This window comes from Moraxella sp. CTOTU46934, from assembly GCF_031979465.1.
Classification (GTDB): domain Bacteria; phylum Pseudomonadota; class Gammaproteobacteria; order Pseudomonadales; family Moraxellaceae; genus Faucicola; species Faucicola tetraodonis.
The window spans coordinates 320,186-336,746 of record NZ_DALZEG010000001.1 but is presented as its reverse complement, the minus strand read 5'-3'; the positions used below and the strand labels follow the sequence as shown (position 1 = coordinate 336,746).

The following is a 16,561-nucleotide window of genomic DNA, read 5'->3' as shown; positions in this document are numbered from 1 at the left end:
GATAATAAAATAGACAATAAAACAGCCAATGAGAAATTCAAAATGACACCAGTGTTGGATCATGCTTTACCTACCGACTATCACCAATCGGACTTGAGTAAATTAATCACCGCTATTTTGCAAGACTTTCGCAGAACGGTTGATACCTCACCCAAACTAAGCGATGCCGCTTATGTGACACAATTAAAGCAAACTTTGTCGCAGTTGGTGCTTTTGTCCGCTCAAATTGCCTTACCTGCTGACGGTCATACTTTACAGCGCTGGCAAGTATTGGCACAGGTTGCCGCTTGTGATTTGAACTTGGTCAAATTTTTTGAGTCGCATCTTGATGCGTTGGCGATTCTGGCAGAATTGGGCGTGGACGATATCGCTGAAGGCCTATGGGCCGTATGGGCAGCAGAAGGCGGTGATGAGCCACTGCGTTTTGATGGCGAAACATGTACGGGACAAAAACTGTGGTGTTCGGGTGCGACCTTTGTCGATCATGGCTTGGTTAGTTTCCGAGATGCCCATAATAACGCCCAATTGCTGATGTTAGCCATGAACCAACCGCAAGTCACCATTGATGACAGCGGTTGGTATGCGGTAGGTATGCCCTACACGGCGACAGCCACGCTCCATCTACAAGGCGCTAACGCCACCCAAGTCATATCAAATGCGATGGCTAAAGGTAGCAGCCCTTATCTCGACCGCCCAGGATTTTGGCAGGGTGCAGCAGGGGTAGCGGCTTGTTGGTATGGCGCGGCAGCCCAGTTGGCACAATTTTTATTGGACAGTTTTCAGCAAAAACCCCAAGCCTTTAAAGCACTTTATCTTGGCGAAGTGTCGCAAGCACTCAGTGTCACCCAATCGTACTTTTATCAAGTTGCGCAATTAATCGATAGTCAACCGCGCCAAAGTCATGCACTCGCCATCCGTATCTTAAGAGCGCAAGTGGAGGCTACCGCCATGCTAGTGCTTGAAAAAGTGGGTAAAGCTTTGGGCGCAACGCCTTATTGTAAAAACGCCCATTTTGCACGGCTAGCGGCAGATTTATCGGTATTTATCCGTCAAACCCATGGCGCATTTGACAGTGAAGCGATTGGCAAATTGACTGCCGAACAGCTAGGCGATCCACAAGGGGCATTATGGCAACTGTAGATTCTAAGCCATCCCCACTGCATCCGATTGTGGGTGACCGTTTAATTGCAGGCGACGGCACCTCTGCACAAGACTGGCAAGCGTGGCAAGGGTTAGACAGTCTCACCAGACTCGATATATCGACCCATTTTCCCACCCATCGGCGTGTGTGTATTTTTGCGCCGCACCCAGATGATGAGATTTTGGGCTGTGGGGGACTGCTGCAAGCGTTGGTGGCTCAAGGTAATCAGGTATTGATTGTTAGTGTCACCCAAGGCGAGAAAAGCCACCCTAACTCACCGCTGTATCCGACCGACAAACTGGCAAAAATCCGCGCACTTGAAAGCCAGCTTGCACTTGAAACGCTCGATAGCAGTTTGGATTTGCCCAATGTGTCGATGACGAGCTTAAATTTTCCTGATGGTGAAGTTTTTGGCCGACAAGCGGATTTTTTTGACAAGTTAACATCGCTGATTCAGCACGCTGATATTTTAATCACCCCATTTGCGTACGATGGTCATCCCGACCATGAAGGCACTGGGCAAGTGGTGCAGCGTTTTGCCCATGCATTTAAAAGTCGCTTAAATTTGACCTGCTATCAAGTGCTGATTTGGGCATGGCATTGGGCAAAACCTGGCGATAGCCGTATTCCATGGCACAAGGCATGGCGATTTGATTTAAGCGAATTGCAGGCGCAGCGAAAAAGTTATGCCATGCGCTGTTTTAGCAGTCAAATCTATGCTGACCCAACAACAGGAACAGCGCCTATTTTGTCAGATACCACGTTAACCAGGCTTAGCCAACCATTTGAGGTATATCTTCATGACTGATGTGTCAGCGTATTTTGCCCAAATTTATGCCGATAGTAGCGACCCTTGGCAATATGAAAAACGCTGGTATGAAGTGCGAAAACGCGCGATTTGCTTGTCATTGTTGCCCTATCCGCATTTTGCCAAGGCGATTGAACTTGGCTGTAGCAATGGTGTATTTAGTGAGCAGTTAGCCCAGCGCTGCAATTATTTGCGGTGTGTGGATGGGCAAATTGAGGCAGTCAAACTTGCCAGTGAGCGTCTGCACAACCAGGCACATGTGCAAGTTATGCAAGGCTTGATACCGCAGGATTTGCCCAGTGAGCGATTTGATTTGATTGTGGTCAGTGAGATTTTATACTACTTGGCGCCTGACGCCCTGACCGAAGTCATCGCTTGGCTCAACACTGCATTGACCGACAATGGCGTGATTTTAGCCTGTCATTGGCGCTATCCGATTGACGGGTTTCAACTGACAGGCGAAACAGTCCACGACAGTTTGCAACAACAGCTGCACTACCGTCAGCAAAGCCATATGATTGACCAAGATTTTTTGTTGACCATTTGGCAAGCCAATCGCCAAAGCCTTGCCAAGCAAGAAAATCTAGTGCAATAACTGAGAAAAACATCATGCCAAATACTACCGCCCCAAAGCCGCTACCCAAAAAAATCGGCATAGTCATCCCTGCCCATAATGAAGCCGATAGCATCAGCGCGTGTTTGGATGCAATTAAACAGGCGATTGCTCAGCTATCAAGCGACATAGCGGTACAAACGGTGGTCGTGCTAGATAGCTGTGATGATGATACCTTATCAAAAGTACAAAATGCCCACGTAGACTGGCTGCGCTGTGAGTTTCGCTGTGTGGGTAAAGTCAGGGATTTGGGCGTGCGCTACTTGATTGAACAGGGGGCTGAGTGGATTGCTTGCACCGATGCCGATAGTATGGTTGAAGCTGATTGGTTAGTTGCACAAATCAAACATCTAAAAGCTGAGCCCACAACTACGCCCACCACTAGGCCCACAGCCATGATATGTGGCGTAGTGAGTGTCGATTGTTGGGATGCGTTGTCAGAGAGTACCAAACAGCAATACCTCGCCCATTATCAAGATTGTATGAATCATCGCCATATTCATGGGGCAAATTTGAGCTTTGCCAGTCAAGATTATCTGGCGGTGGGTGGTTTTGATGAATTAACTTGCCATGAAGATGTGGGTTTGGTGAAAAAATTTGAGCAAGCCAATTTACCCATTATTTGGAGTAATTTGGTGCGCGTGGTGACTAGCAGTCGCCTTGACGCCCGCGCTGAGGAAGGGTTTGCCCATTTTTTAAGGGGTCTAGAGAATCAGCCTTTAGCTTAAATGAAAACCAACCTTTGGCTCAAATCAAAATCAGCCTTTGGCTTAAATAAAGGTAAAAAGTTGGGTTTAACACAGTTCACTTACAAAACTATTGTGATATTCCTTGCTATCTGCCGGTATTACTATATACTGGACAACAGCTAGAAAGCAGTCAGAAGTTTCAATCGCATTACATTAAGTCTATTCTAAGTTCGTTTCTATTACGCTTGTGTCCTAGATTTTAAGTCAATCGTGTATCAAAACTGCCGCAATTCTTTCATACTGAATAGAATCGTGTTGTGGCTTAGTTCCAGCTTTAGGGTCAGATGACCACTTTTAAAATCTATCTAATCAAGGACAATCCTATGTCAAATACTGTAAACGGCACCGTAAAATGGTTTAACGAATCAAAAGGCTTTGGCTTTATCGAACAAGACAATGGCGGCAAAGACGTTTTCGCACATTATAGCCAAATCGCAAGCTCAGGTTTCAAAACATTGAGCGAAGGTCAACGCGTATCTTTCGTTGTGACCCAAGGTCAAAAAGGCGACCAAGCTAGCAATATCGTTGCTATCTAAGGTTAGCTAAGCCTACTATCGTAAATGGTCTGATATCGTGACTGCGTGAATAACGCGTCATTGAGTAATTAGCCATTTGCCTAGATATCAGAAAATAGATATCAAAAAAGCGCTTATTTATTATAAGCGCTTTTTTTGTGTTTTGTGCTCACCCAACTCTTTGACTGACTCGGCCGATAATTTGTGGGTTGCTGTGTGCGGTTAAAAAAGGTTATTGCGCATCCACTTTACGTTTTTTTTGTAGTTTGCGCTGTAGTGTGCGCCGGTGCATTTTTAGTACTCTCGCGGCCTCACTGATATTGCCTTGGCATTCATCTAATACTTGGTGGATGTATTCCCATTCGTGATGTTCAAGTGATAAACGTTCATCTGTGGCACTACTTAGTGACTTTGTAGGGGCTACTACGATGTCCAATACTTTATAGATGTCATCGAGGCTACACGGCTTAGGCAAATAATGATACGCGCCCATTTTGACCGCACTGACGGCGGTCGCAATGCTGGCATAGCCAGTAAGCATTAGAATTTTGGCGTTGGGCGTAATAGCGAGTAATGGCTTAATCAGATAAATACCATTGTCATCACCGATGTTGAGATCCAATATAATAAACTTGGGTAACTGCTTCTTTGCCAGTTGTAGCGCGCTATCGGCATTGCTGGCAGTCAATACCTGATTGCCCTGTTTTTCCAATGACTTTTTTAAGATACGGCAAAACACTTCATCATCATCAATGATAAGCCATGTCCCTGCTAACAGGGGTGGGTGTTGCAACCTAGTCTCCTACAACAAACTGGCGGGCGCATCGATTACTGGTAAAGTTATCTTCACGCACGTACCTGAATCATTTAACCTTTTTTGCAGGGGTGAATTTTGCTTATTGGTCAGCTCAAGGTGTCCGCCAACATATTCTATAACTGTTTTGGCAATCGTCAAGCCAAGCCCTAAGCCATGATCAGATTCGATAGCAGTTTGGTGTTGGATACGCTGTACCATGCTACTGTCGATACCCTGTCCGTTGTCTTCAATAATAATCATCACGTTTTGAGCAAGCTGTACGCTAATACTAAGCATTGTGGCTTGTGCCTGCATGGCATTATTGAGCATATTCATCATAATAGAATATAGCTGTTCTTCACTCAAGGGCACAGCGATCGGTTGTGGTGGTACATTGAGTGCTACTTCAACATGAGGGTTGATAAATTGCCAATCATTGATGATTTTGGGCAGTAGCGTTTGTAAATTTGATGACGTTACCCATGCCAATGGCTCTGATTGCGCTGGCGGGAGCGCATTGGATTGGATATGGGATTTGAGCTTGTGCAGCGATTGGCGGCAGACGTCGATTTGTGACTGTAACAGTTTTATGTCATCCAATAACTCGTCGTCTTCCTCTAATTGCTGGGCAATATCATCGCTCAGTAATTGCATCGATGCAATCGGCGTGCTCATCTCATGGGCGATATTGGCCGCAAGACTACTGATGGCAAGCAACCGACGTTGTTGGTGAATGGCTTGCTGCGCTTGCTCAAGCGCCTGATAACTACGGCTCATCGCCTGTTTAAAATAAACCGTTAAGGCGGTTAACATGATTGCCGCAAAAATAAAAACCCCAAACATACCCAGTAAATGGAGTTTTTGACCCACCGCATGATCATGGTGGTTAAGGGTCAGCGGCACATAACAATACCATAACAGCGTATACAGCCCAACAGACAGCATTGACAAGCCGATGATGTGCACGGTGCTCATCACCATAGACGCCACGGCAATCACCGTCAAAAACAAGGTAATCAACGGATTGGCGGCCCCACCTGAATAATAAATAAAGGCTGACCACGCCAGTAAATCCCCGATAAACCCCGCCATTGTGACCCAAGAGTGTTGGGGATTAAATTGTCGAATAACCATTAAGCGTTTAGTCAGTTCAACGCTGACCCCATAAATAATGGTAATCGTGAGCAGATGATTGATTTGCTGTTTGGCAACGCCCCATTGGTCGGCACAAATCATGGCGGCGACCATAATAGCTAACCAGGTATAGCGAGCAATCATGGGGGCTTTTGCGACGTTCTTGATGGCTTGATGCATGGGCAAACTTTTGACGAACCATAAAACAAGATTTTAGCATGAAGCAGCCGCACTTTGAGCGAACTTTGAGCGAATTAACGTGTCAAAAGTAAATCAATGGCTAGTCAATACTAGGATAACTACAAATGCACCAAAAGTTTTCTCCTTAAACCCTATGGATGATGGCATAATTTTTTTAATGTTAATTTTTAAAACTTTAAAGTGTGCTTATTTGCTGATTCAGTTACAATCAGATAAAGGCTCACTTTATGTTTGTAATCAAAAATTTATTTGAGTGCCAACTCACAGCTATCTTTGACGCTTTATAAATAGATGAGAAATGTACCATGGTCAATTTTCCTCAAAGTGCTAAGAATTTAACCGTTACCCTATTAATCAGCAGCCTGCTGTTGCTTGGCTGTCAAAAAATGAATGCCAAAGAAAACGCTGGCTCTGCGCGTGCTACTAGCAAAGCGGATTTATTGCCGACTGATACGTTAGCGACCTTACAAGGTTTGAGCCAAATTAACCCAAAATTAGGTAAAATGGGTCGTCATGTGATCGATCCCAACAAGCCAACTGTGGTGAAATTTTGGGCAAGCTGGTGCCCGCTGTGTTTGGCAACGCTCCAAGAAAGCGACGCATGGGCACGGCAGTATCCCAATATGAATGTCGTCAGCGTGGTCAGTCCAGGTCATTTGAGTGAAAAATCCCCGCAAGATTTTCAAACTTGGTACACAGTGCTTACTAAAGACTATGCTAACCTACCGGTGCTTATGGATAACTATGGCAAGCTGATTAAACAATTTGGCGTGCAAGTCTATCCCAGTTTTGCGATTTTAGATAAACAAGGCAATTTATTAAAACTGGTCAAAGGCAATCTTACCCCAGCACAAATACAAGCCTTATCAGACAATGCTAGCAACGACTTTGCAGAACTCAAAGCCCTGAATCAAGCAAAAACTCCGTATAGCCAGACTGCCCAAGCTCATGAGCAGGCTAATAACCAAGCTAGCAAACAAGCCGCTAGCATCAAAGCCTTAGCTCCGATTAACCATAACGGTGTGTATTATCAAGCAGATGGTAAAACCCCGATTCGCACGCATACTATCTATCTGGCGGGTGGCTGTTTTTGGGGGCTAGAGGCCTATATGGAGCGCGTGGATGGCGTGGTCGATGCGATATCAGGTTATGCCAATGGCAATAGCGCGAACCCGAGCTATGAGCAGGTGATAGCAGGCTCAGGGCACGCAGAAACCGTCAAAGTTATCTATGATATCGATAAAACCAATCTTGCGACCCTCTTGGCATACTACGTGCGAGTGATTGACCCGACCAGTCTCAACAAACAAGGCAATGATCGCGGGGCGCAATATCGTACCGGCATTTATTATACCGATGCCAATGATAAGCCAATCATTGATAAAACCCTTGCCGATTTGGCAAAAAAATATCCGCAAAAAATTGTGGTAGAAAATAAACCCTTGGCGAATTTTTATGACGCAGAAAATTATCACCAAGATTATCTAAGCAAAAATCCCAATGGCTACTGCCATATTGATATTAGCCTTGCCAATCAAAAAATCCCCGTTATCAAAGCCTTAGCGCCTGCCACGACGGTCACCGAGGCGCTCAATCCTACCCGCTATCAAAACTACGATAAAAATGTAAAAAGTCGGTTGACCCAAGCGCAGTATGATGTCACCCAAAACGCAGCTACTGAGCGCGCCTTTAGTCATCAATACGACCATTTATTTGCTAAAGGTTTATATGTGGATATCGTCAGTGGCGAGCCGTTGTTTTTATCTACGGATAAATATGATTCGGGGTGTGGCTGGCCGAGTTTTACCAAACCCATTAGCGCAAACGTCATTACCACCTCAACCGATAGCAGTTTTAACATGACACGAACGGAAGTGCGCTCGCGGGTCGCCAACTCACATTTGGGGCATGTGTTTGATGATGGCCCCAAGGATAAAGGCGGATTACGCTACTGCATCAATGGCGATGCGCTACAATTTATCGCTTTGGCAGACATGCAAGCGGCAGGCTATGGTGCACTTATGCCCTTGGTAAAATAGCCAGTCAATTAGGTAGCACGTTGACTGGTAACGATATCAAAAACGCTTTGACAAGCCATCAGCTGCCAATGCGTTTTTAATAAGGCGTTTTTGATTATGCCGAGACTTTAAAATTTTTTAAAAATGCGCTTATAAAAATTTGGTCATCACCCTGAGCGGTAATATTTTCATACCAATTCCAATCGGCAGCCAAGGCCATGCTGGGACAAAGGCTTCATTCACTTTGGCTTCAATCGCTTCGACAATCGCCTCGACGCCCTCTTCTTCTGTACTCTCAAACGGCAAATATTTGGCACCGATATTAAGTTCAGTACGGATATAACCGGGATAAATCGTGGTGACGGTAATCGGACGTTTTTCCTGCATCATATCAGCGCGAATGCCTTCGGCTAAATTTGCCAGTCCCGCTTTGGCAGCGGCATAGGTGGTAAGATGACGGGGCAAACCACGAACCGCTGACATACTTGAGATGACCACCAACTGACCGCTGTTTTGCTGGCGAAAAATCTTCATCGCCGCCTCACACTGGGCAATCGCTGCGATAAAATTGACTTCAGCGGTATGGCGATTGGTCTCAAAGCGTCCATGACCAATGACGCGGCTATCGCCCACCCCTGCATTGACGATAATTTTATCAATGGTTTTCCCTCGGGTTTTGCAGTCACTCACAAAGCTATCAAATACCGTAAAAATCTGCTTATAATCGGTGACATCCAAAGTTTTAACAGAGACTTTGACAGGGTACTTGCTTTCAATGTCTTGCTTTAACGCATTTAATCGCTCTTCTCGTCTGGCACAAATTGCCAAATCATAGCCTAGATAAGCAAATCGGCGTGCCATCATCGCGCCAATCCCTGAGCTAGCACCGGTAATCAATACGGTTTTGCCTTGACCGATACCTTGTAGCTCAGTCAATGAGCGGCGATTGACCAGTTTTTTCATCACAAACTGACCGTATTTATCAATTTTTTGTAGCGCGTTTTCAAGTTTTTTCATCGTTTGCTTGCCTGTACCACTCAGTTATCGTAACAATAAATAAAAAATCATAAAAGAGGCGCTGATTTTATCATTACAACCCTTGTCTAGCCTACTGCAAATATCGCTATAGGTATTAAATACATAAGATAAACAAGGATGGCGATAGGGTTAACGATGACTAACACCCTTTAGCCATTCACACGCGTTATTTTTTATAACAGCCTCCTACTCGGTGATGTCAAATCTGTCGCCAAAGGCAAATATACAGGCTGGCAGTACCCTATATGAAGACAATAAAAAACCCAAATCAGCGCAAGGTCTCATTTGGGTTTTTTACGACTTTTTGGTTTATGCCAAACCATTGACCCATGTCAGTGGGGCGTTTTTCATCCAATCACTCATCAGTGCCCAGGGTTGCTCAGGGACGCACGCTTCATCAGGCTCGCCTTCAATCGCGATTGCCAATGCTTTGGTGCCGATTTCTTCACTCACTTCAAAGGGTAACGGTTTAGCACCTTCGTTAATCTCAGTGCGTATATACCCTGGATATATCGTTGACACTTTAATCGGTAACTCAGATATCAGCATATCGGCGCGAATCCCTTCAGCAAGCTGTGCAATCGCTGATTTACTTGCCGCGTATACTGACATATGTTTTGGCAGACCACGGAATGCCGACATACTTGAGATAACCACCAAATGACCGCTATTTTGGGCACGAAAAATTTCCATCGCCGCTTCACACTGGGCAAGACCTGAGATAAAATTGATTTCTGCAGTTTTTCGATTAATCTCAAAATTACCCTTGCCAATACGGCGACCCTCGCCGACCCCTGCATTGATGATGATACGATCAAGCCTGCCAAACTCTTGGGCAAATTCATGAAATACTTTAAAAACCTGCGTATAATCAGTCACATCGAGTGCTTTTACACTGACTGTAATCGTCGGATTATCCGCTAACAGGTTGGCTTTGAGTTGTTCTAGGCGTTCGGTGCGGCGCGCACAAATTGCCAAATTATAGCCCATGCGAGCAAAATGGATCGCCATGCCTGCCCCCAGTCCTGAGCTTGCGCCAGTAATCAAAATAGTTTTACCCTTACCCACTTGGTTATTTATAAAACCAGATAAGTCCGTGTTTGGGGCTGTCATTGTGGTTTGAACTTGCTGTAGTAATTCGGGTAGTGTTTGCATTATTTCATCCTTAATTATTTATTAAATTTTTTTAAACGTTAAACTGATAAGCTAAATTTTAGCGCCAAGTCACCATTTGCTCGCCTTGTTGATACAAATAGCTAAACTCATTAAAGGTCTGTAAAAAAACACCTTGGTTACTCACGCGAAATTGGTGAACACTGGCGTTGGCGATATGCCAGTTCAAATCAAAAGCTTGCACATCCGATAGTTTCATCACTTGCTGCATGATACTGGCAATCACGCCACCTGATGTGAATACCATCGCATGTTCATGCTCGCCAGTTTGCGCCATCAAGCGCTCAAAACCGTTCCAGGTGCGCTGCAAAAAGTGTTGCCAACTTTCATCATAATCGCTGTCGTACTGACCGCTTTGCCAACGGCTCATGGCTTGGGTAAAAATCTCAGTAAAGCTAATTTCAGGGTGTGTTTGACTGGATAAATACGCCATAAAACTGGCTTTATCCGCAAATGGCAATCCCGCCTTATAAAGAATTTGCTCATGATTAAACTCATTAAAACTGCTATCTTCACCCAACAATAGCGGCATGGTCAAACTGGGATTTGCCTGATTTTTTAAAGCGTTTTGCACATGGTGAGTGATTTCGGTCAGTTCAATGCCTTCACGGGTGACATAATAATGGCTTAAAAAATGTTTGAGACTGTCCTTTTGCCGCGCCATGCTGCCTGACATCAGCGCGTGCACTTGCCGACCTGACTGGCGAAAACTATCACCAAGCCACTGGGTTTGAGCGACACCTTTTGGGGACAGTTGGTCATAATTGTCTGCGCCAAATGACGCTTGCCCATGACGGACAAGGCTGATGAGTTTCATGAGAATCCCTATGATTTATTGTTATTTTTTTCGATAAGTTCGATACAGCGGTCGTGCAAGGCGTTGACAATCACGCCAAAATCTTTGAACGCCGGATTATCCGTCTGCCCATGATAATAGCGGTAATAAATCTGCTGCGCAATCGCTGCCAAACGAAATACCCCAAACACTTCGTAAAAGCGCCAGTTGTCCACTTTCAGCCCCGTTTTTTGTAGGTAATATTCGACCACTTCGGCACGGGTCATCATGCCTGGCAGATTGGTCGGCTGACGGCGCGTAGCTTTCATCACCGCATTGTCATCGGCTTGAATCCAGTAAGCTAACGCACAGCCCAAATCCATCAAGGGATCGCCTATCGTTGCCATTTCCCAGTCGAGCACGCCAATGATGTTGGTTGGATTGCTTGGGTCTAAAATCACATTGTCAAAACGCCAGTCATTATGAATCACGCTAGTTTTGACATCGGTTGGGGTGTTGGCTTTTAACCACTGACGCACATCGGCGAAATCAGGTACATCAGGCGTACGGGCTTGCTCATAGCGTTTATCCCATCCCATGACTTGACGCTCGCAGTAGCCTTCGCCTTTGCCAAGTGCCACCAAATCAGGGTTTTGGGTGTAATCGACCTTGTGTAAATCAATCAACGCATCGACCACCTGCCTGCACAGCTCGCTGACTTGCTGTTCGCTTAACGTCAATGCTTTGGGCAAATTGGCACGGGGAATAATGCCCTCGATGCGATCCATGACATAAAAATCGCAACCAATCACGCGGTCATCGGTACACAGGGCGACCATATTGGGGACGCGTGGGTATTGTGATTGCAGTGCTTTTTGCACTTTGTACTCACGCACCATATCATGGGCGGATTTGGCTTTGGTACCTTTGGGTGGCCGGCGTAAAATCAAATCACGGTTGGCATATTTTAGTCGGTATGTCCAGTTGGATGCGCCCCCTGAAAATTGGGTGACTTCTGGCCGACCTTGCAAAGCGATGCCTTGGCTCATTAAATACTCGGTGACCGCATTGCTGTCAATCTCTTCGCCTTTGCGTACTGGGTTCGCAGTATCAAGCATAATTTCATCCTTGTTTTTTATCTTGTTTTTTAACTTGTATTGTTAACGAGGTCAAATAGCAAAATGACGCAACCTGACATTACGCCTTTTTTGTTAGCTAGCTACCTTTTTTGTTAACTAGCTATTAGTTATTTGCTAGTTATTTGGTCGTCGCTTGTTGGCGTTTTTTCACTTCCAGTTTGGCAATCATGCCTTTATGCACTTCGTCAGGTCCATCGGCAAGGCGTAGGCTACGGGCTTGATTAAAGAACATCGGCAACAGCGTATCTTGGCTCACACCCATCCCCCCATGCAGCTGAATCGCCATATCGACGACTTCTTGTAATACCGTTGGGGCGACCACTTTAATCGCTGAGATTTCGGTCAACGCCGCTTTGGTGCCGAGTTTATCCATTTTATAGGCGGCATATAGGGTTAATAGACGCGCTTGGTCAATTTTGACACGGGCGTCAGCGATACGTTCACGGTTGCCACCTAAATCAAGCAGCGGTTTGCCAAATGCGCTACGACTTAGCCCGCGATCGATGGCAAGCTCTAGCGATTTTTCTGCAGCACCAATACAACGCATACAGTGGTGAATCCGACCCGGTCCTAAGCGCCCTTGGGCAATCGCAAATCCCTCGCCTGCCCCGCCGATGACATTGCTAAGCGGTACACGCACGTTGTCAAAAAGCATTTCGCCATGTCCATGCGGTGCATCATAATCATTAAATACTTTGAGCATGCGTTCAATCTTGACGCCTTTGGCATCTATAGGTACCAGTACCATGGTGTGCTGATGGTGGCGATCTTTGCTCTCATCTGGGGTGTGTGCCATAAAAATAATGAGTTTAGCGTTTGGATCACCCAAACCTGATGACCACCATTTGCGACCGTTGAGCACAATTTCATCGCCTTCAACAATCGCCGTGGCTTGCATATTGGTGGCATCACTACTGGCCACTGCAGGCTCTGTCATGCCAAACACAGAGCGAATTTCCCCTGCTAATAACGGCGTTAACCATTGCTGTTTTTGGGCGTCGTTACCGTAGCGCCAAATCAATTCCATATTGCCACTATCTGGCGCATTACAGTTAAACACATGTGGGGCAATAAGACTTCTGCCAGACAACTCAGCAATATGGGCATATTCTTGAACACTTAATCCTTGACCGAGTTGCTCGTCTGGCAAAAACATATTCCATAAATTTTGCGCACGGGCTTTGGTTTTTAATTCTTCAAGTTTGGCAGGCCATTGCCAAGTCGTCCAATCGCCTGTGGGATTAAGCTTATGCGCCGCTTGCCAAAATTCTGCTTCAATCGGTTCGATTTCGGTTTGAATAAATGCTTTGGTACGGGCGATGTAATCTTTTGCTTTATCGCTAAGTTGGAATTCCATTAGGCATTGTCCTTTTTCGGCTAAAACAATTATTGAATCAGCTTAACGGATTTATTATCATGAATAAAATGATTTTAATTAGTAAAATACTATGAATAAAATTCATACGACTGAGATGTCTTAGCCAAATTATTGAGCAAACAACCGCCCTCTACTTGTAAGGTATTATCCAAATGTTGCATAAAAACCCGTTAAAGCAGCTTGATTTAAATTTGCTTAGGCTATTTATTTATATTTTTGAGCTTAAAAATCTTACTCATACTGCAGAAGCTTTGCATTTGAGCCAATCTGCCATTAGCCATGCGTTAGGTCGGTTACGCCAATCATTGGGGGACGAACTTTTTTATCGGGAAAAAGGTGAGCTGCACCCCACTCTGTATGCCAAACGGCTTTATCCCACAGTCAAACAAAGCTTTGAAAATCTCGAACAAATATTTCAAACTAACCATTTATTGAGCGACAGCAAACTTGGCGAGCTGGCGCAGCAGAGCTTTGCCACGTTAACGATTGCCATGCACGATGAAATTGAATTGATTGTGTTTAACAAATTGGTCAGCCAAATTCATCAAGTCCTGCCCAATTGCCAAATCACCAGTAGCCGGCTCAATCGCTCAGCGCTTGCGCATGAACTAAAAGTTGGACAGCTGGATTTTGCCATTGATGTGGCGCGGGTGGTGGATAGTGAGATTGTGCATCAACCGTTGTTGCGAGATGAGTTTGTGCTGGTGTTGTATGCGCCAAATTTTGCGGCTGAATTGGCGAATGAACCGACTATCACCCAAGCCCAGTATTTTGCCAGTCAACATATTACGGTGTCATCACGGCGGCTAGGTCTGTCGATTGAAGATAGTTTATTGTCCAAAGCAGGTTGGCAGCGGCAGAGTAAAATCCGTTGTCAACATTATGCCACTGCTTTTCAACTGCTAAAACAAGACAAGCTATTGCTCACCTTGCCGCGCCAGTTAGCCACCACATTTTTGCCACCCGCCCAAGGCTGGCAGATTTTGGATTTGCCGATTGAGTTGACCCATATCGAGTTACACGGCTATTGGCACCAACAACAACAGGTTGACCCGTTGTATGGGTGGCTAAGACAACAGATTTTTAGTGCGTTTTATTAGCTGGTTGCGCTTATTCAATTATTTATAGGCTATTGATGATTTATTCAGACAATAGCTGCTCAATACGGCCAGCGTGGCGCTCTTGCTGTTTAGCCAGTGTCAAACGATTGGCGATGATAATTGATTTTAACTCCGCTAATGCCACGTCGAAATTGTCATTAATCACCACATAATCAAAATTCACGTATTGCGACATTTCATTGACCGAACCGGCAAGACGTTTTTCAATCACCTCTTGACTGTCTTGTCCGCGATTGGAAAGCCGTTGGCGCAGCGATTGGCGGTCGGGCGGTAGGATAAAAATGGTCGTGGCATCGGGACGCAATTTTTGCACTTGCAGCGCACCCTGCCAGTCGATTTCTAAGATGACATCCAAGCCATTGCTCAGCATAAATTCTACTGTGGACTGGGCGGTGCCATAGTAGTTTTCAAACACTTCGGCATGCTCCAAAAACTCACCTTGCTTAATCATATCAGCAAATATCTCGCGGCTGACAAAGTGATAATGCTGCCCATCAATCTCCCCAGGACGTGGCTTGCGAGTCGAATGCGAGATACTCACCGCCAAGTCATTGGTCGTTGCAATCAGCTGTTTGACCAGCGATGTTTTGCCAGTACCGCTTGCTGCGGTGATGATAAATAATGAGCCTTTGGTCATGACATATCCTTAGAGGTTTGATTAAATAAGTAGTAGCCATTTTTGAATCGGCTATTTTAGCAATTTTTGCTAACAATTTCTGCGTAATTTAGCCATTGAATACCGATTCGCTGATTTTTTACGTTTAACATATTTTGCGTGTATGAACTCATGGTAAACTAACCACATGAATCATCAATGACTGAAGAACTGCGTTATGAAAATTTTACTCGCCAATCCCCGTGGTTTTTGTGCTGGGGTCGATAGAGCCATCGAAATCGTCAATGTCTGCCTTGAGCGCTTTGAACCGCCTATTTATGTGCGCCATGAAGTGGTACACAACAAATTTGTGGTAGAAGACCTTGCCAATCGCGGTGCGGTATTTGTCGAAGAGTTGGATGAAGTGCCGGATGGGGCGATTGTGATTTTTTCAGCGCATGGCGTCTCCAAAGCCGTGGAAGATGAAGCCGAACGCCGTGATTTGACGGTGTTTGATGCCACTTGCCCACTGGTTACCAAAGTCCATATCGAAGTCAATAAATTTGCCAAAACAGGTGTAGATGCGGTGTTGATTGGTCATGCCGGTCATCCAGAAGTAGAAGGCACGATGGGGCGCTTCGATCCACAATACGGTGGACGTATTCACTTAATTGAAGATGTGGTGGATGTTGCCAATCTTGACCTACCGACTGATACTGATTTGGCATTTGTCACCCAAACCACCCTATCGATGGATGACACTGCCGAAGTGATTGATGCGCTAAAAAATAAATTCCCCAAAATCCATGCACCGCGTAAAGATGATATTTGTTATGCCACCCAAAACCGTCAAGATGCGGTCAAGGAGCTTGCGGCGCGTTGTCAAGTGGTGTTAGTGGTGGGCTCACCCAATTCATCCAACTCCAATCGCTTGCGTGAACTCGCGGAGCGCTTGGGCGCCAAAGCGCATTTGATTGATAATGCAGGAGAAATGCAAAAAGACTGGTTTGCAGGTGTGGATACGGTGGGTGTGACGGCGGGTGCATCAGCGCCTGAAGTATTGATTCAAGAAGTGTTAGATACCTTACAATCCTGGGGCGGGGAAAAACCTGAAGAATTATCCGGTATTTTGGAAAACGTGACCTTTAGCTTGCCCAAAGCGTTACGCTCACCCCAACTGCATAATCCTAGTGAATCCAAGATTTAAAAGAGATATAGTATGGGATAGATAGCAAGCAAAGCCGGGTATAAGTATGCTCGGCTTTTTATTGGTCATTTCATTATTGGTTATTTAAACAATGCTTGTATCATTTTTTTCATTATTTAAAAATTAAAAAATTGTGCCGCTTGTGCTTGAAATAGTTTTA

General features: G+C 45.2%; 16 protein-coding genes. 8 read left to right on the top strand and 8 right to left on the bottom strand.

All coding sequences use genetic code 11. From position 1 onward, the window contains the following. The first annotated feature begins 42 nt into the window (after window positions 1–42). The 5 genes from RTN07_RS01560 to RTN07_RS01540 all read left to right on the top strand — a co-directional run bounded on the left by RTN07_RS01560 (window position 43) and on the right by RTN07_RS01540 (window position 3,847). On the top strand, window positions 43–1,140 hold the full coding sequence (locus RTN07_RS01560; RefSeq protein WP_312175046.1) for an acyl-CoA dehydrogenase: 1,098 nt from the start codon (window positions 43–45) through the stop codon (window positions 1,138–1,140). Next, window positions 1,128–1,949, top strand: coding sequence for a PIG-L deacetylase family protein (locus RTN07_RS01555; RefSeq protein WP_312175044.1), 822 nt, complete (start codon window positions 1,128–1,130; stop codon window positions 1,947–1,949). Before RTN07_RS01560 ends, RTN07_RS01555 begins: the two co-directional genes overlap by 13 nt. Next, the gene (locus RTN07_RS01550; protein ID WP_312175042.1) at window positions 1,942–2,544 is read left to right on the top strand and encodes a class I SAM-dependent DNA methyltransferase; all 603 of its coding nucleotides are present in this window, start codon (window positions 1,942–1,944) and stop codon (window positions 2,542–2,544) included. The genes RTN07_RS01555 and RTN07_RS01550 overlap by 8 nt, the downstream gene beginning before the upstream one ends. 14 nt (window positions 2,545–2,558) lie before the next feature. Further along, window positions 2,559–3,290, top strand: coding sequence for a glycosyltransferase family 2 protein (locus RTN07_RS01545; RefSeq protein WP_312175040.1), 732 nt, complete (start codon window positions 2,559–2,561; stop codon window positions 3,288–3,290). Between the two features lie 344 nt (window positions 3,291–3,634). Further along, complete coding sequence (locus tag RTN07_RS01540) at window positions 3,635–3,847, top strand: cold-shock protein (RefSeq protein ID WP_007116258.1); 213 nt, start codon at window positions 3,635–3,637, stop codon at window positions 3,845–3,847. A gap of 211 nt (window positions 3,848–4,058) precedes the next feature. Here RTN07_RS01540 and RTN07_RS01535 read toward each other — a convergent pair whose 3' ends face one another. Beyond that, on the bottom strand, window positions 4,059–4,619 hold the full coding sequence (locus RTN07_RS01535; RefSeq protein ID WP_050324215.1) for a response regulator transcription factor: 561 nt from the start codon (window positions 4,617–4,619) through the stop codon (window positions 4,059–4,061). A 9-nt stretch (window positions 4,620–4,628) separates the two neighbouring features. Continuing rightward, window positions 4,629–5,936, bottom strand: coding sequence for a sensor histidine kinase (locus tag RTN07_RS01530; protein ID WP_312175036.1), 1,308 nt, complete (start codon window positions 5,934–5,936; stop codon window positions 4,629–4,631). Between the two features lie 326 nt (window positions 5,937–6,262). Here RTN07_RS01530 and msrAB point away from each other — a divergent pair, with 326 nt between their 5' ends. Further along, window positions 6,263–7,996, top strand: coding sequence for a bifunctional peptide-methionine (S)-S-oxide reductase MsrA/peptide-methionine (R)-S-oxide reductase MsrB (gene msrAB / locus RTN07_RS01525; RefSeq protein ID WP_076774278.1), 1,734 nt, complete (start codon window positions 6,263–6,265; stop codon window positions 7,994–7,996). 129 nt (window positions 7,997–8,125) lie between these two features. Here the strand turns inward: msrAB and RTN07_RS01520 are convergent, their stop codons facing one another. From RTN07_RS01520 to RTN07_RS01500, 5 genes are all read right to left on the bottom strand, one after another. Continuing rightward, the gene (locus RTN07_RS01520) at window positions 8,126–8,938 is read right to left on the bottom strand and encodes an SDR family oxidoreductase (RefSeq protein WP_312175409.1); all 813 of its coding nucleotides are present in this window, start codon (window positions 8,936–8,938) and stop codon (window positions 8,126–8,128) included. 384 nt (window positions 8,939–9,322) lie between these two features. Next, a complete protein-coding gene (locus RTN07_RS01515; RefSeq protein ID WP_312175406.1) occupies window positions 9,323–10,126 on the bottom strand; it encodes an SDR family oxidoreductase in 804 nt (267 codons plus the stop codon). Window positions 10,127–10,226: 100 nt separating this feature from the next. Then, entirely contained in the window at window positions 10,227–11,003 is a 777-nt protein-coding gene (locus RTN07_RS01510; RefSeq protein ID WP_312175034.1) for a histidine phosphatase family protein, read from the bottom strand. A gap of 8 nt (window positions 11,004–11,011) precedes the next feature. Continuing rightward, window positions 11,012–12,079 carry a phosphotransferase family protein gene (locus RTN07_RS01505; RefSeq protein WP_312175032.1) on the bottom strand — a complete coding sequence of 356 codons (1,068 nt, stop codon included), beginning with the start codon at window positions 12,077–12,079 and terminating at the stop codon, window positions 11,012–11,014. A gap of 139 nt (window positions 12,080–12,218) precedes the next feature. Further along, on the bottom strand, window positions 12,219–13,457 hold the full coding sequence (locus tag RTN07_RS01500; protein WP_312175030.1) for an acyl-CoA dehydrogenase family protein: 1,239 nt from the start codon (window positions 13,455–13,457) through the stop codon (window positions 12,219–12,221). A 173-nt stretch (window positions 13,458–13,630) separates the two neighbouring features. Between RTN07_RS01500 and RTN07_RS01495 the strand changes: the two genes are divergently transcribed. After that, window positions 13,631–14,578 carry a LysR family transcriptional regulator gene (locus RTN07_RS01495; RefSeq protein WP_312175027.1) on the top strand — a complete coding sequence of 316 codons (948 nt, stop codon included), beginning with the start codon at window positions 13,631–13,633 and terminating at the stop codon, window positions 14,576–14,578. A 40-nt stretch (window positions 14,579–14,618) separates the two neighbouring features. On the opposite strand, the gene gmk is transcribed toward RTN07_RS01495, so the two are convergent. Next, complete coding sequence (gene gmk, locus RTN07_RS01490) at window positions 14,619–15,236, bottom strand: guanylate kinase (RefSeq protein ID WP_062334573.1); 618 nt, start codon at window positions 15,234–15,236, stop codon at window positions 14,619–14,621. 196 nt (window positions 15,237–15,432) lie between these two features. Here gmk and ispH point away from each other — a divergent pair, with 196 nt between their 5' ends. After that, window positions 15,433–16,401 (top strand): 4-hydroxy-3-methylbut-2-enyl diphosphate reductase, encoded by a 969-nt coding sequence (gene ispH / locus RTN07_RS01485; protein ID WP_201664384.1) that lies wholly within the window; start codon window positions 15,433–15,435, stop codon window positions 16,399–16,401. Window positions 16,402–16,561 lie beyond the last annotated feature (160 nt).

What these genes read in the sequence shown, in the direction of transcription:
- RTN07_RS01560 (WP_312175046.1), top strand. Translation starts at nt 43, where the DNA reads ATGACACCAGTGTTGGATCATGCTTTACCTACCGACTATCACCAATCG.
- RTN07_RS01555 (WP_312175044.1), top strand. Translation starts at nt 1,128, where the DNA reads ATGGCAACTGTAGATTCTAAGCCATCCCCACTGCATCCGATTGTGGGT.
- RTN07_RS01550 (WP_312175042.1), top strand. Translation starts at nt 1,942, where the DNA reads ATGACTGATGTGTCAGCGTATTTTGCCCAAATTTATGCCGATAGTAGC.
- RTN07_RS01545 (WP_312175040.1), top strand. Translation starts at nt 2,559, where the DNA reads ATGCCAAATACTACCGCCCCAAAGCCGCTACCCAAAAAAATCGGCATA.
- RTN07_RS01540 (WP_007116258.1), top strand. Translation starts at nt 3,635, where the DNA reads ATGTCAAATACTGTAAACGGCACCGTAAAATGGTTTAACGAATCAAAA.
- RTN07_RS01530 (WP_312175036.1), bottom strand. Translation starts at nt 5,936, where the DNA reads ATGCATCAAGCCATCAAGAACGTCGCAAAAGCCCCCATGATTGCTCGC.
- msrAB (WP_076774278.1), top strand. Translation starts at nt 6,263, where the DNA reads ATGGTCAATTTTCCTCAAAGTGCTAAGAATTTAACCGTTACCCTATTA.
- RTN07_RS01520 (WP_312175409.1), bottom strand. Translation starts at nt 8,938, where the DNA reads ATGAAAAAACTGGTCAATCGCCGCTCATTGACTGAGCTACAAGGTATC.
- RTN07_RS01515 (WP_312175406.1), bottom strand. Translation starts at nt 10,126, where the DNA reads ATGACAGCCCCAAACACGGACTTATCTGGTTTTATAAATAACCAAGTG.
- RTN07_RS01510 (WP_312175034.1), bottom strand. Translation starts at nt 11,003, where the DNA reads ATGAAACTCATCAGCCTTGTCCGTCATGGGCAAGCGTCATTTGGCGCA.
- RTN07_RS01505 (WP_312175032.1), bottom strand. Translation starts at nt 12,079, where the DNA reads ATGCTTGATACTGCGAACCCAGTACGCAAAGGCGAAGAGATTGACAGC.
- RTN07_RS01500 (WP_312175030.1), bottom strand. Translation starts at nt 13,457, where the DNA reads ATGGAATTCCAACTTAGCGATAAAGCAAAAGATTACATCGCCCGTACC.
- RTN07_RS01495 (WP_312175027.1), top strand. Translation starts at nt 13,631, where the DNA reads ATGTTGCATAAAAACCCGTTAAAGCAGCTTGATTTAAATTTGCTTAGG.
- gmk (WP_062334573.1), bottom strand. Translation starts at nt 15,236, where the DNA reads ATGACCAAAGGCTCATTATTTATCATCACCGCAGCAAGCGGTACTGGC.
- ispH (WP_201664384.1), top strand. Translation starts at nt 15,433, where the DNA reads ATGAAAATTTTACTCGCCAATCCCCGTGGTTTTTGTGCTGGGGTCGAT.